At 44.8% G+C, this 13,802-nt stretch carries 18 protein-coding genes; 10 read left to right on the top strand and 8 right to left on the bottom strand.

The genetic code is table 11. The annotated features are described in order from the left end of the window. Window positions 1–16: 16 nt before the first annotated feature. The 4 genes from nadD to DUE52_RS03270 all read right to left on the bottom strand — a co-directional run bounded on the left by nadD (window position 17) and on the right by DUE52_RS03270 (window position 2,230). Window positions 17–589 carry a nicotinate (nicotinamide) nucleotide adenylyltransferase gene (gene nadD, locus DUE52_RS03285; RefSeq protein WP_114404522.1) on the bottom strand — a complete coding sequence of 191 codons (573 nt, stop codon included), beginning with the start codon at window positions 587–589 and terminating at the stop codon, window positions 17–19. 36 nt (window positions 590–625) lie between these two features. After that, window positions 626–1,225 carry a guanylate kinase gene (gene gmk, locus DUE52_RS03280; protein WP_114404521.1) on the bottom strand — a complete coding sequence of 200 codons (600 nt, stop codon included), beginning with the start codon at window positions 1,223–1,225 and terminating at the stop codon, window positions 626–628. Window positions 1,226–1,231: 6 nt separating this feature from the next. Continuing rightward, the gene (locus DUE52_RS03275; RefSeq protein ID WP_225309527.1) at window positions 1,232–1,531 is read right to left on the bottom strand and encodes a zf-HC2 domain-containing protein; all 300 of its coding nucleotides are present in this window, start codon (window positions 1,529–1,531) and stop codon (window positions 1,232–1,234) included. 84 nt (window positions 1,532–1,615) lie between these two features. Further along, a complete protein-coding gene (locus DUE52_RS03270; protein WP_114404520.1) occupies window positions 1,616–2,230 on the bottom strand; it encodes a sigma-70 family RNA polymerase sigma factor in 615 nt (204 codons plus the stop codon). A gap of 75 nt (window positions 2,231–2,305) precedes the next feature. Between DUE52_RS03270 and DUE52_RS03265 the strand changes: the two genes are divergently transcribed. After that, window positions 2,306–2,509: a hypothetical protein gene (locus DUE52_RS03265; protein ID WP_114404519.1), complete on the top strand. Its 204-nt coding sequence runs from the start codon at window positions 2,306–2,308 to the stop codon at window positions 2,507–2,509. A gap of 18 nt (window positions 2,510–2,527) precedes the next feature. On the opposite strand, the gene DUE52_RS03260 is transcribed toward DUE52_RS03265, so the two are convergent. Further along, entirely contained in the window at window positions 2,528–2,833 is a 306-nt protein-coding gene (locus DUE52_RS03260) for a LytS family sensor histidine kinase (protein WP_114404518.1), read from the bottom strand. An 89-nt stretch (window positions 2,834–2,922) separates the two neighbouring features. After that, the gene (locus DUE52_RS03255) at window positions 2,923–3,321 is read right to left on the bottom strand and encodes an OsmC family protein (RefSeq protein ID WP_114404517.1); all 399 of its coding nucleotides are present in this window, start codon (window positions 3,319–3,321) and stop codon (window positions 2,923–2,925) included. 304 nt (window positions 3,322–3,625) lie between these two features. Between DUE52_RS03255 and DUE52_RS03245 the strand changes: the two genes are divergently transcribed. Together DUE52_RS03245 and DUE52_RS03240 are read left to right on the top strand one after the other, a co-directional pair. After that, window positions 3,626–4,075 carry an Hsp20/alpha crystallin family protein gene (locus tag DUE52_RS03245; RefSeq protein ID WP_114404514.1) on the top strand — a complete coding sequence of 150 codons (450 nt, stop codon included), beginning with the start codon at window positions 3,626–3,628 and terminating at the stop codon, window positions 4,073–4,075. A 247-nt stretch (window positions 4,076–4,322) separates the two neighbouring features. Then, entirely contained in the window at window positions 4,323–4,715 is a 393-nt protein-coding gene (locus tag DUE52_RS03240) for a DUF805 domain-containing protein (protein WP_114404513.1), read from the top strand. 90 nt (window positions 4,716–4,805) lie between these two features. Here the strand turns inward: DUE52_RS03240 and DUE52_RS03235 are convergent, their stop codons facing one another. Further along, the gene (locus tag DUE52_RS03235) at window positions 4,806–5,768 is read right to left on the bottom strand and encodes an amidohydrolase family protein (protein ID WP_114404512.1); all 963 of its coding nucleotides are present in this window, start codon (window positions 5,766–5,768) and stop codon (window positions 4,806–4,808) included. Between the two features lie 216 nt (window positions 5,769–5,984). Between DUE52_RS03235 and DUE52_RS03230 the strand changes: the two genes are divergently transcribed. The 7 genes from DUE52_RS03230 (at window position 5,985) to DUE52_RS03195 (ending at window position 12,987) form a co-directional block, all read left to right on the top strand. After that, window positions 5,985–7,010, top strand: a complete 1,026-nt coding sequence (locus DUE52_RS03230; protein ID WP_133299750.1) for a PDDEXK family nuclease — start codon at window positions 5,985–5,987, stop codon at window positions 7,008–7,010. Between the two features lie 494 nt (window positions 7,011–7,504). Beyond that, window positions 7,505–8,827, top strand: coding sequence for a site-specific integrase (locus DUE52_RS03225; protein ID WP_114404509.1), 1,323 nt, complete (start codon window positions 7,505–7,507; stop codon window positions 8,825–8,827). Window positions 8,828–8,843: 16 nt separating this feature from the next. Then, complete coding sequence (locus DUE52_RS03220) at window positions 8,844–9,755, top strand: hypothetical protein (RefSeq protein WP_114404508.1); 912 nt, start codon at window positions 8,844–8,846, stop codon at window positions 9,753–9,755. A 91-nt stretch (window positions 9,756–9,846) separates the two neighbouring features. Beyond that, entirely contained in the window at window positions 9,847–10,137 is a 291-nt protein-coding gene (locus tag DUE52_RS03215; RefSeq protein ID WP_114404507.1) for a hypothetical protein, read from the top strand. Between the two features lie 166 nt (window positions 10,138–10,303). Then, window positions 10,304–11,206, top strand: a complete 903-nt coding sequence (locus DUE52_RS03210; protein ID WP_133299749.1) for a hypothetical protein — start codon at window positions 10,304–10,306, stop codon at window positions 11,204–11,206. A 199-nt stretch (window positions 11,207–11,405) separates the two neighbouring features. Further along, window positions 11,406–11,702: a hypothetical protein gene (locus tag DUE52_RS03205; RefSeq protein WP_114404504.1), complete on the top strand. Its 297-nt coding sequence runs from the start codon at window positions 11,406–11,408 to the stop codon at window positions 11,700–11,702. Window positions 11,703–12,645: 943 nt separating this feature from the next. Next, a complete protein-coding gene (locus tag DUE52_RS03195; protein WP_114404501.1) occupies window positions 12,646–12,987 on the top strand; it encodes a helix-turn-helix domain-containing protein in 342 nt (113 codons plus the stop codon). A gap of 226 nt (window positions 12,988–13,213) precedes the next feature. Here the strand turns inward: DUE52_RS03195 and DUE52_RS03190 are convergent, their stop codons facing one another. Next, entirely contained in the window at window positions 13,214–13,801 is a 588-nt protein-coding gene (locus DUE52_RS03190; protein WP_114404499.1) for an RNA polymerase sigma-70 factor, read from the bottom strand. Window position 13,802 lies beyond the last annotated feature (1 nt).

The following is a 13,802-nucleotide window of genomic DNA, read 5'->3' as shown; positions in this document are numbered from 1 at the left end:
TTGTAGAGAAAAGTGATCAGACATAAAACTTCTTTCGTTCAATAATTTCCCCGACCACATCCGGGACCAGATACCGAATGGAGCGGTTATTTTTCAGGGAATCGCGGATGAAGGTGGCGGAGATGTCGAGCAGGGGCGCTTGCACAAACCGCACATTCGGGTGCTGCTCCAGCGGACTGGGCTCGCTGTTTGGGCGTGGATACACATACAGTCCAAAGTACTCCAGGATCTGTTCGTGATTTTTCCAGTTGGGAAACTGCGCGAGGTTATCACCACCGATGATCAGTTTAAACGCGTGCTGCGGGTATTTTTCCTGCAGCCGGATCAGCGTGTCGATTGTGAAGCTGGGGCGGGGCATAGAGAACTCGATATCCGTCGCTTTCAGCTTCGAGTTGTCAGCAATAGCCCGCTCCACCAGATCGATGCGGTCGAACTCGTGGAGCAGGCTTTTATTCTTTTTAAACGGATTTTGGGGAGAAACCACAAACCAGACCTGTTCGAGATCGGTGGTGGTCGCCATGGTGTTGGCGATGATCAGATGGCCAATGTGTACGGGATTGAAAGAGCCGAAGAACAAACCGATTTTCATAAGCAGACCGCGTTCAGACTAGCCAGCCGGTTCGTATTATACGACAGTGGCTTTTTCCGGAATGATGTTCCTGTTCAGGAAATTATCTACCAGTTTCTGTGCTTTTTCCAGGGTTGTTGCCAGATCATCGTTCACCAGAATGGCATCGAACTGGTCCTGAAAGCTCATTTCGAAGTGGACCTTAAACAGCCGTTTAGACAGGCTGTCGTCGGTTTCGGTTCCGCGGTCCAGCAAACGTTGTTTCAGGGTTTCCTCGTCCGGCACTTTCACAAAAATGGCCAGGGCTTTGTCTCCGTAGTATTTTTTGAGTTTCAACCCGCCCTGAACGTCAACATCGAACAAAACGTGCTTTCCGTTGCTCCAGACGCGTTCGATCTCGGATTTGAGCGTTCCGTAGAAGGCACCGACATACACTTCTTCCCACTCGACGAATTCGTCGTTGTCAATTTTTTCTTTAAAATCTTCGGGAGTCAGAAAGTAATAGTCTTGGCCGTTTTGTTCTGCGCGGCCCCGGCGGTCACGGGTGCAGGCGGAGATTGAAAAACCCAGATTCGGGTTCGTGGCTAATAAGTGCCTGACAATGGTGGTTTTACCTGAACCGGAGGGTGCCGAAAAAATAATCAGTTTGCCGTCCAATGCCGCTTATTTAGTGATTTCGGATCGAATTGCAGCCGCAATCTTGTCGGGGCAGCACTTCTTTTCAACTTTGCCCTGTAAGGCTTCTTTAATACACTTTTCAAGGTGGTACATATCGATGCACGGTTTGCAAATATCGATATGCTGCTTGAAATGCTCTTTTTCTTCTTCGGTAGCCCCACCGTCCAGAATCGACTGAATCCGTTTCAGGCACTCGGCCTGATGTTCGCAGCTTTCCTTCATGGGGGCGGTCGCCTGCCTACCCTCTACACCAACCGTAGTCGACGAATGCAATGTGCCTGACATTGGAAATGTTTAATTTATTCCAGAAATAATTCTACAATATGTAACTTGACATAACAACCAAGTATCTATCTCAAAAAGTTTCAGTTAGTCATCATTTTTGTTGTAACCCATTGACGCTGCGTATTCTTTCAGCTTGTCTTTCAATAGATTCCGGGCACGGTGTAACCGTGAGCGAACCGTTCCAATCGGAATATCCAGAATTTTGGCCATTTCCTCGTACGTGAATCCTTCGATGTCACAGAGGATAATAACCGTCCGGAAATCGACGGGCAGCGAGTTGAGCGCGGAGGCCACTTCGTCACCAATCATGTCCTGCACTGTTTCGAACCGAAGGTCCGTCGTGTGCTCGGTTTCCGATGCTTCGTCAGAATTGTAGGTTGTCTCTACATCCTGATAATCAACCTTCGCAGGTTCTTTACTTTTCTTGCGATAGTCGTTGATGAAGCTGTTCTTCAGAATGCGGAACAACCACGCTTTCGCGTTAGTTCCCTGTTCGAAGGAGGAGATAAATCGAAAAGCTTTTAAATAGGTATCCTGCACCAGGTCGTTCGCGTCATCTTCGTCCATCGTCAGGCGGAAGGCAAAGTTGTACATGGAGTCGATGTGGGGCATGAACTCCTTGTTGAAGACCTGGTACTTTTGTTCGTCTGTATACCCTTGGAGTTGCGTATCTGACATAATTTCGGGCATCGTCGTCATAAAATTACAAATGAAAATTAAATGGCATCCATTTTTTTCTCGGGTTCAATACATACGGATGCGTGACAAGTAGCGATGTTTCATAGAATCAAGGGGTTAGCGCTTGAGAAAGACTATTTAACGGATAATAAAAAATTCAACGGCAATGTTTTAAGAATACTGCAAAAATCAATCCTAGCCGGTTTTGATCTCAGGAATCGCAAGGAACAAGACAAATTGGCAGGACGCAAGCCGGGGGTGATGGATGGTTGGTTAAGGCGGATGGAAGGACAGAAATAGAGAGTGAAAATCAGAACTTCAGGAATCCCGTTCGATGAGGGGGAGCGTGACCAAAAATTGTCCATTCTCTTCATGTACGGTCGGCCGGGGTTGATTCAACATCTGGTATTTACTTAAAATATTGGAGATACCGACGCCATTCGAAAAAATGCGGGAGGGTTTTCGCTGCAAATTGTTGGAGACCTGCACCGTACCCTCGTCGGTGGTGGTGATCTCGATCAGCAGCGGTTGGTCGGGTAGAATCATGTTGTGCTTGACGGCATTTTCCACCAGAAGCTGGCGCGTCAGCGGGGGCAGTTGGTGGCTCCGGTAGCGTTCGTCCACGCGGGTCCAACATGCAGTATTTTTAGGCAAGGGCGTTAAAACACTGCAAATGTGTGCAAAAAATCCACATCGCCAACATTCACTTGCGCTTACGAAACCAGCGTGATGCTCAGTCCCTGCCGCAAGGTATTGTGGATTTCAGCAATGCGGTCGGTGTGTTTAATCAGCGCGTCAATTTCATCCGAAGGAGCGTCGGAGATAACCGTGACCTTGTATTGAAAATCGCTCCCTGGTTCGCCCACGCCCCCGAACCGGCCGGTGCAGACGACCTTCACTTCCGACACGCTGATGTTTCGTTCGGCGGCTTCCCGGTAGATGTCATTGCAGAAGCAGGTTGCCAGCGACAGCAGGAGAAGTTCGCCCCCGTTGAGCGACGATCCGTAGCCCGACGGTTTTGGGGAAATCTGGACGGTTTTTGCGTCGCCGTTGGTTTGCACGACCACCTCGTGCTGCTGGAAGGTGTTTTTTATGGAAGCGGAAATTTCCATGCTTTTGCCATTTAAATCGGGTTAGATCGTGTCTTCCCACAGTTTTTGTGCTCTGGTAAAGCTACCGAAAAGGAGAGACGCTTCAAAGGCTACCAGCCGGGAAAATATTGGTAGAAGTCCGGGTATTCAGACTGACAAAATTTCTTTTTCGACGGTATTTCTGGCAGAAAACCGGCCCTGTTTCTGTCATTTTTTCTGCCAGAAATACCGTTGGCACAGGGTTTGAAAAACCGGTTTCTGGCGGTGAAAACCGATCATTGATGTTCATTTCTGTATTGTTTAACTTTTAAAAAAGGAGGTTGATATGTCACTCATCAAAAGGAATGGGGCTTCGTCCCCGGCGTTTCCGGCTTTGTTCGATGACTTTTTTAGCCGGGATCTTTTTAATTGGAACAACAGCAATTTTTCCACCACGCAAACGACCATTCCGTCGGTCAACATCAAGGAAACCACCGAAGCGTTTGAAGTAGAACTGGCTGCGCCCGGTATGGAAAAAACGGATTTTATGGTTGAACTGGACGGCAATCAGCTTACGATTTCCTCGGTGAAACAGCACAGCGAGGAAAAAGAAGCGCAACATTATTCGCGCCGGGAATTCAGCTACCAATCCTTCCAGCGCAGCTTCGTGCTTCCCAAAGACGTGGTGGATGAAGACCGGATTGAGGCCAAATACGAAAAAGGTCTGCTGCATCTGACGATTCCCAAAAAGGAAGAGGCCAAACAAAAAGGCCCGAGACGCATCGAGATCGGATAAACCGGACGGCCTGCTCCCCGAGCAGGCCGTTTTTTTTGTGTCGAAAGGATGGATAAATTTCCGGGTCGCCGGTGGTTGTCAACCAATTACGGCCACCAGACCACCAGTTACCAGATTTTTGCTACCAGTTACCATTCCGGCGTTGTGGACCCTTGGCCGACCCGCTACTTTTGATGCATCAACGGGCCAGAAAAGAGCGAAACCCGGACTCTCACATCATTCCAAACAACTACTTACAAACACTACGATGAACACATCCATCCCTTCTTCGACCACCAATTCAATTCTGGACAATTACGTTTCGGTCCTGAAAAAGTACAATGATTTCAACGGGCGCGCCCGGCGGAGCGAGTACTGGTATTTTTTCCTGATCAACATGCTGGTTACGCAGGCGATCAATTTCACCAACATCCTGCTTTTCGACGGTCTGGCGGTGATTGGCTGGATAACGATGCTGTTTAACCTGGCGATCCTGGTTCCTTCGGTGGCCGTAGCAATCCGGCGGATGCACGATGTCGGCAAGAGCGGATGGTATGCGCTGATTCCGTTTTACAACCTGATTCTGGCCTGCACCGAAGGCACGCGTGGCGTCAATGAATATGGTGCCGACCCGAAAGCCAAAGCTGCCACAGTTGCCTGATTTTCTCGCTTTTAACTATAAATGAAGCCGCCCGATTCTGGTAAATCGGGCGGCTTTTTGTGTTTTGTCCGTCAGCGGAACGTGCTGGCTCTACCCGGGCTGTGAAGGGTCGCGCTTTTGCCAGTGATAGGCCGCAATTGAGTTCTTCCAGAAATACTTTTCGGCTACGGTTTGACCTTTTGTGTTGAAGTATTCCCTAACCAGACCCAATCCGACGTGAAAAGGTAGCCACTGGTCGCTATTCGGCCAATCACTGCCATAAAGCAGTCGATCTTCGCCAAAAAGGCCGAAGAACTCATCCAGCCGTGCCCGGTAGAAAGGCAGCGTCTGTGGAATCGTTCCGTCCACCCGGCGCAAGACTTCAGAAATCTTCACATACACTTGGGGCCGCTTGCCCAACGCCTGCAGGTCGGCTTCAGAGGTTTTCCGGACCGCAGCCGCTTCCGGTGGGGTCATTTGGGGAAGATGATCGATGATGACCCGCAGATCCGGCACCAGATCCGTAACCCGCACGATGGCCGTCAGGAGCGCCGGATTCGGATTCGCCGTATCCAGCACCAGTCCGGCCTGAGCCAGGAACCGAAGGTCTGATACGAAGCGGGGATTGGCCAGTTGGCGGGACAGATCGTGTTCCCAGAGATTTCCATACCGAATTCCCCGAAACAGCGGATTGCGCTGGAAGCGTTCGAGTTGATGGCGGAAGTCTGGTTTGCCCGGTTCGAGATTGCCCACAGTTCCGACGATGATTTTGTCCGTGGCAGCGACGTCGAGTACCCACTGGTTGTCTTCCAGCCAGGGACTGGCTTCCACGACAATCGCGCCCACAATGCCGAGGGGCACCGCGATCTTGCGGTAGCGGTCCGGCAACGCGGGTTTATACAGAATGCCGTCTTTTTGGGTCGGCCAGGGCACACCCTGAGAGCGATCCGTATCGAACAGGTGAATGTGGGTGTCAATGACCGGGATGGCGGCATCCTCCTTCCGGTCCGACGGAGAAAGCCCGGTCGCAGCGGAAGCACCGACGGTCAGGGCCAGAAAATTTCTGCGGTTCATGGGCCTGAAATTAGTAGTTCCCAAGGAACTTGAACAGGATGGGCGCGAGTCGGATGTTCGGTTTTAGCTTAAATCCGAATTAATTATCCTTTTGATGCCGATTCGATTCCACCCTGCTCTACACCTGTTCTTTCTTCGCTCTGAAAGATAGTGTAGATTTGAGCATTGATCCGCCCGTTGGGACACCACAAGTTTAAATACCATATTATAATCATAATGCTACTCGTCGTACCTGACCGGAATCCAGCTACTTTTATCAAAGTTGAGTCTGATCGTTTTATCAGTTTAAACATATGGGAACGGCGTCATATCCAGGAGTGGATTCGTCAGGCCCCTGAAGTGTTGGGAGAAGACTTGTTGGTTGTCAGTACAGAATTTAATCGATTTAAAAATTCTGATGATCGGCTGGATATTCTAGCGCTTGACCGGAAAGGCAATTTAGTTATTATTGAATTGAAGCGTGATGGGTATGCCGGTTTTGCTGACTTGCAAGCGCTGCGCTATGCTGCGATGGTATCATCAATGCGTTTAGAAATACTCCTGCCTTACTACATTACTTACCAACGTCAGGCTAATTGCCATGACATTGACTCGGATTCGGCCTTAGAACAACTACGGGAATTTGTTACTGAGAAAGAATCCTTTGAAGAGTTGTCAGATAAACCTCGCATTATTCTCTGCTCAGAAGGCTTCTCAACGGAACTTACAACGACCGTATTGTGGCTCAATCAGCATGGAATGGATATCTCTTGTGTCAGTATTAAACCTCATAAAGTGGGGGAGCAGATTATTATTGTACCCAACAAAATTATTCCGCTCCAAGAAGCTAAACAATACCTGATTGAAATTCAGCAGAAAGAGGAGGCTAAACAGCAGGTAAACAGTCGCTCTAAAAGACCGACGACGATGAAAGTGCTAATTGAAAGCGGACGCTTGAAAAGTGGAGATAAGATTTATTTGAGTCGTTTTTTGCCTGCCTATCTTCAGCCTGCAAGCCGAACAGATCTGCGGTATGTAGCAGAAATTACGGGCAAGTTAGGTAAAAACGATAATGTCCGCTGGCTCAACGATGGAAGTGAATATTCAATTTCCTATTTGACACACCTTATTTTTCTGACTTATCATCCAAATAATCAGCATCCAGGTGCTATTCAAGGCGGCATTTATTGGGTAACAGAGACAGGTCAGTCGCTCGCGGAAATGGCAGATGATGTTTGGGCTTCAAAACAAATTTTACAGTGATCCCGTATTGGTAAATAGCATTAATTTTCAATCGTGAGGTCGTTGGGAGAATGTGTTCAGCTCATAAGAACTGGAAACCTCATGGAGTGCTTCAAAGAAGGAATGCGTATGGTGGAAAGAAACGGAGTAGACATTGCCGGAGACACCGTGGACACAAGAATCTGGACATGTTACGTTTGATACTGTGCTAAGCTGGGAATAGTTACTATCCGTCGTGCTGGGAGCTCTTATTCGTCAATTTCACTATAACTCATCAAAAAAAGCACCCAACCTTTCAGTTAAGTGCTTCATTTACAGAGATTACGAAACGAGCGGGAAATGGGGTTCGAACCCACGGCCTGCAGCTTGGGAAGCTGCGTTTGTTAATATTCAATATATCTCGTTAATGTCTTTAAAGTCCTTTAAGTGAGGTTTTTAGCAATTTTCTGTACTGGTTAATATTGGTTATGTTTGGTTGTATTCGTATATTTGTTTCAACCAACGTTTCAACCGACATGTCAAGATCTACCGAACATAAAGAGGGTAAGGCCACCGTTAAGGTCGTTTATTACAAGCATAAAACTCTAAGCGATGGTTCGCATCCATTTGTAGTAAGAATTACAAAAAACCGTAAGAACCGCTGGGTTTCCACCGGCCAGAGCCTACACCCTAGATATTGGAATGATGAACGCAATGAAGTTCGTCGGAGTTACCCGCATGATAAGCGGCAGGCACTGGAAGCAACATTGAAAAAATGGGAAGTACGTTATAGTGATGCAGCGGATAGCTTAGCCATGTCCGATGAGGTTCATGATGTCAAAGCAGTAGCTAGTAAAGTCAGCGATGAGCGTAAAATTAACAGTCAATTCCAATTGCTGGCATACATGGATGATTTGGCCAGCCAGATGCTTCAGTCGGGGCAAGTAGGGAACCGAAAAGTTTACCGGGAAATACGGTTACAGCTCACTAAATATATCCAATCGCAGTACAATAAAGAAGATATTCCTTTCGATCAGGTAACTGTCAAATTCTGCAATGGGTGGGAAACATTCATGCGGAAGAGTGGCCTAACTGAAATTACACTTTCCGTGAAATTCAGAACTCTTCGGGCTGTTCTGAATAAAGCTATTGCCAATGGCTACGCTAAAGCCGAATACTACCCATTTGCTCGCAATGCAGCAGAAAAGTATAAATTTCATATTGGTAAATTTGATACCTCGACTTCAAAAAGAGCAATCAATCGGGCTGAGATTCGTAAGATTGAAGAATATGAGCCGACCGGCGCGACCAAATATGACGTAGAAAGACTTCAGCTTGCCAAAGATGTCTTTCTATTCTCATATTTCTGTGGAGGAATTAATTTTGTGGATATTGCCGCGTTACGCTGGTCCAATATTGCTTCAAATCTTAATGGGCACCAACGGTTAAGCTATATTCGTCAAAAAACGGGAGGACGTTTTTCCTTTCGGTTGGTGCCACCGGCGCTAGCCATTTTGGACTGCTATCGTTCAGGACCTGGTAATAGTTTTAATGAATATATATTTCCCATATTAAATGATGCTTTGCATAAAACACCGCTTCAGATTCACAACCGGTGCAACAAGGTAATGGGCCATATCAATTCAGGTCTGAAGGAAATTGCTGAGGTTGTAGGAATAACAACGCTGTTAACTACATATGTGGCCCGCCATTCCTTTGCTACAACCCTGAAACATTCTGGAGTAGCTACAGGTATCATTTCTGAGTTAATGGGGCACAAGACCGAAGCAGTAACCCAGACCTATCTGGCTTCATTTGATAGTGATTTGATTGATGAAGCTTTTGAAAATTTATTGTAAAAACTTTAGTTAAACTATGGAGTCGAATAATAACAACATCATATTAGATCAACTAATTTCGATTTTTACAAATGTTAATCAAGTAATTAAAGGACAAGATGTTCGTGCGTATGATATAGTCGAAATTAAAGGGAAAATTATAGACGAATATAGAGGCATCCTATTTAATATATTTTGTCATTCGATAATCTGTTCTTCTGAAAATGGTAATTATATTCAAGAAGAAAATCTATTTATCAAAGAAATTGAGAAAAATGAATCAAATTTCGAATTCGCAAGATTCGTTCAATATGTGAACAGGTTAATTCGGTATCAGAAATCCTTATTTAGGCCATTACATTCGCTGATAGGAACAGAGATTGCCAAGCTTGGTAATTATTTAAGAAGGACTCATGATCCTAATGCAGGGTTTGATCCTGATTCGCAAATAACCCATAGTTCTCATTATCACTCCACCCTTAAATATTTGAATGAACATTACTTGGAAGTTGTTTTAGATAATATACAAATAGCAGAGCAGATGATTAGCGGCTTGCCGCAAAGCCAATTCCCTTCCCAAATTTTTACTGTTGCCAAGCCTAAAAAAGTTAAGCGCCCTATTAAATACGATTTTAGAGATTTTATTCTGGAAGAAAATTCAAAAAGAAAAGAAAAATTGATCAGTGGTCTGACTGAGGAATTACAAGGTGCAAAACCTCAGGAAATTACCTACATGCTGTACGCCTTATATGATCTGGGTTTCTTTAACAAGATTGATATGCAGAAAAATCAGACAAAATTATACGAAGCACTAAAAAATACTTTCGGTTTTGGAGGAACAAGACAAGGTCTTAATAATAGTATTACTGTTGTGGATCGAGCAACAAGTAGTATCGAATTAGAAATCAATAGATTTAAAAAGCTAATAAACAGCATCTTAACAAAATGAAAGTTGCTATTTTTTTGCTAGCAATTAAGTAGCAAAAACCTCAATAGATTCCTCTAATACCTTTGGCTTATCAATTAAAAAACGATAAGTCATGATTGATAACCCCTTCGCAGTTCTTGAGCGGCGGCTGAATCGCTTAGAATCTCTTCTTTTAGAAATAAAGGACAACTGTCGTCCTACCCAGTTCCAAACACCCAATAACGGGCCCTTAAAGCCAAGCCTTTCTAATTCTGAACAGATTATGGCAGCTACAGGGTGGGCACGAAGCACCTTCTATCAAAAGGTGTCAAAGATGCCTGCAGGTGTTGTAATCCGTCGGGGCAAAAGACTGCTATTTAATACTGAAAAGTTTTATGAATGGCTACAAAATAGTGGCAAATAATGGAAACCTGGTAATCTGCCAGCTAGTCAAATATGCCTTTCACCTAACTAAATACGGCATATTGCAAGATGACGGGTCATTCCACCAGTGATTCTGTAAATGGTAATCGAGGTTGGTCGCTAACCGACATTTAATTATTCGGTCGTTTTTTAAATAGACTACTGCAATGCCGATTTGCAATACCACACTAGAATATCCAGGCAATTTAGCGGAAAAATTGTTGAAAAGCTCGTTACTTCGTTTTGACGAAGTACGAGAAATGGGAGCGACATTTGTTAAAACTTATCGTACTAGTTCAAAGTTTAGAAATTTTTCATTTTTCTACTACCCGAAAATAGGAAAGGTATTTGTCAAAGGCTCATGGGCTAAATTCCATAATAACGGTGAACAGAACTATTCGCCGTATACTACAAAAGCGCTGGAGCATGACATTGATGAGCTTTCTGAATTATTCGATTATGACTTTTCAATCGGTCTGATTCATGGCGTTGAAGCAGGAGTGAATCTAAATCTATCAAATTTTATTCAGCCCTATTTCGCACCTAAATACTTTTTAGACCAAATGATATGCTTCCAGGGTAGGAAACCATTTGGGCTGATGGCGTCCATACGAGGAGAAGGATATGGGGTTGAATGCAGTCTTACGAACTACCGAATAAAGGCGTATGATAAAGGAACACAATATCATTTACCAGAGTCACTATTCCGGTTTGAATATGACAACAATGCCGCCAAAGAACTTTCCCCGATGGGTATTCGGTATATGGCAGATTTGACCGATCCTACTAAGTTACAATTATTAGGCAACAGGGTAGTTGGTTTATTAGAAGATGTCGTAATGGTTGAGCCGGTACATATAGAAAAATTATCTACCGCCGAACGGAAATTATATGAGAAAGCCCAACGCCCTCATTTCTGGCGAGATCTTGACTACCAGAAACGTTTCCGCAAGCTCCGACAATTTCGAGAGATTACGCAGACGTATAGCCAATACCGTATCCATCGTACTCTGTGTAATTTAGCACGGCAGCAGTGGGATTTGCTGACAGAAAATGATAAGATTCTCTAACATATTAATTGTGGAAAATCTTACAAAATGCCATTGGCCACAAAACCAATTCAATTACTTTAATCTCCGGCTGGTTGTGTTCGTGTTTCAATTTTGCAAACACAGGCATCCTCCTTTCTGAGCAAGAGCCAACCAATAGCAAAGCAATTGATTTTACAATCCAGAATCAAGGAAGCAATTGCGGAATCGTTAAAACCGAATGAAACCCTATGTCGAAAGCCACTCCGAAGCGTATTACTTGGTTCATGGTCCACGCAACGAGAAGAGTAACCCTGCCAACAACCTACTGCGACGAATTCAAAAAGCCCATGCCAACACATCATTATTTCCAGTGGTGGAAGTGTTACGGCTTTCTTCCAAACAGCAGACGATTCTCAATTATTTTGACGGGACAAAGAACGAAGTGGATATTTCAATCAAACAGCTTCACCGGCGTGAAGAATTAATAGATTCCTTTGGCCAAACCAAATCTACCGAAGCGGGGGGGATGGTGTAAAACGTGTGGGACGATGGGGGAAGCTCTGGGTACAGTCCCCGGAGACGCTCGTTCTACTATTTTGCTTAACCGAAGATTTAGTGAATTTACGAAGAAGTTCCTCTTTTAGAATTTGGAAGTAATCAAAAATCTTCATCCAACTTAAAAACTCGGGGGCCGAGTTGGCTCAATAATCGCTCCCGTGCCCAGGCTTGCTTTGCTACTTTGGTATAGGAGATATGAATGTAATGATCTTTATATTTTAGCTCCATTCGCTTTTTGAGCTTTGGAATGTTGAAGTAGTAGATCCAAAATACGGCTTGTAGCTTTTGAAGCAGCTTATGACGGAGCCTAGTCGATTTCATATCATTTATGGCAATCAGCCGTTTTTGTAATGGTGCCCAAGATTGCAATTAAATATACGCAGAATTACTAGGCTGGTGAAACTGAGGTCCGCGACACACGGTAATGGATTGAATTACCCGAAGAAATTTTACGTTTTGTTTCTTCTTGTGAACGTCATAGGAAATTGGTGATTTGCCAATAGTTCAGGTTGTTGTCGAACTGTCTGACGAAATGAAAATAGCGCTGTTAGCCGCACGCCCGAACCGAATCGGGAAGGGTCCCGCCAACTTAATGGAAAAGAACCCCACTACTGCTAACAACGCTATTACGATAACAAATTTACTGGATGCTGGAGTAAGTATCAACAGTTCAAAAGGATCAACCAGTAAAAAGCCCGGATTGACACATGTACCGTGCCATCGCACTCCCAGATGAAAGCCAAAGTACCTATCTGATCGAAATAACAACTGGGACTCGTAAAATGAAAAACCTACAGAGGGTAGAATAAGGTCCGAAGACAGTCCCCGGGGTTGTTTTTCACCCACATTTGGCACAAAAAATGGCTTTATTTTGTTAATATATTAAGTGTCAATTGCTTAACTCAAAACAGATAGAACCAATGGCGGCAAACGTTCTGCGCTATCATGACCGAAGCCCTTTTAAAGATTCAAAATCCCGGCAGATGGCTATTATATTCACACCAAATGAATATTATGCCACTAAGCTGGCTACACTATCACCAATTGCTTTACGAGTGCTATTAAAAATGGCTAGTGACCTAAATGGAGAAGGCTATGTTTTGGCGTCGTTAGACGAGTTGGCGGAGGAACTACAAAGTCCCCGCACTTACGTAAATAAAGGATTATTGGAACTGGCTCGTTTTGAAATTATCAGCAAAAAACGGCGTAGTGAGTATTGGATTAACCCGGCTGTATTTCGACCGGCGGTGATAGAACTATAAAGATTGCTAATTACTAAATTGGTTAATTTAGGTTACACTACTAGACGGTCAAAAATCTATAAACTTTTTGAACCTATTAGTTCTCAACGTAAAAAAGGGGCTCATTTTGAGTCAGGATATCGGTTCAGAAAATGGGCATTTAGTCGCAAACTATCCCTCATTTTGACGCAAATTCACCTGGCAATAGATTGGTTTAAACAAAGCTTTAAACTGCACCGCCAATTTTCTACAACCTCATGCAAAGCAATAACAGACAGAGATCCGTCAAATGGAGTCGCAACAGTCGAAGGGCTTTGGTAATGTGGTATTCGATGGCTTTGGGCGATAGATGCATCTTTTCGGCAATCTGGGCAACGGAAAGTCCTTCGAAGCGGCTTAACAGAAAAACTTGCCGGGTGGTTACTGGAAACGCATCGATTTGTTGCTGAATCAGGGCGGTCGTTTCCTCAAAAGCCAGTTGCTGTTCGGTGGTTTCTTCGGTCGCGGTCTGGGTGTAGGCCGCATAGTCGGCGTAGAGACTGGCGCTTTTCTGTTTATCCAGCAAATCGTACAGTCTGAACCGGATCGCGCCATACAGATAACTCTCCAGATTGGTGCGCACCACCAGTTCTTCCCGTTTTACCCATAAACTCATAAAAACTTCCTGAACCAGTTCCTGCGCCGTTTCCCGGGATCGGGTGTAATTGTAGGCTACCGTAAAAAGACGCTGCCAGTAGAAATCGTAGAGTTGGGTAAAAGCATTCCGGTCACCCGTTTTCAGGGCTTGCAGCCATTCCGATTCGATTGCGCTATCGGGCGAAGACCACCTGGACATT

Source organism: Larkinella punicea (genome assembly GCF_003334855.1).
Taxonomy (GTDB): Bacteria; Bacteroidota; Bacteroidia; order Cytophagales; family Spirosomataceae; genus Larkinella; species Larkinella punicea.
Note: the sequence above shows the minus strand (reverse complement) of the source record. Positions and strands in the feature narration are given on the sequence as shown.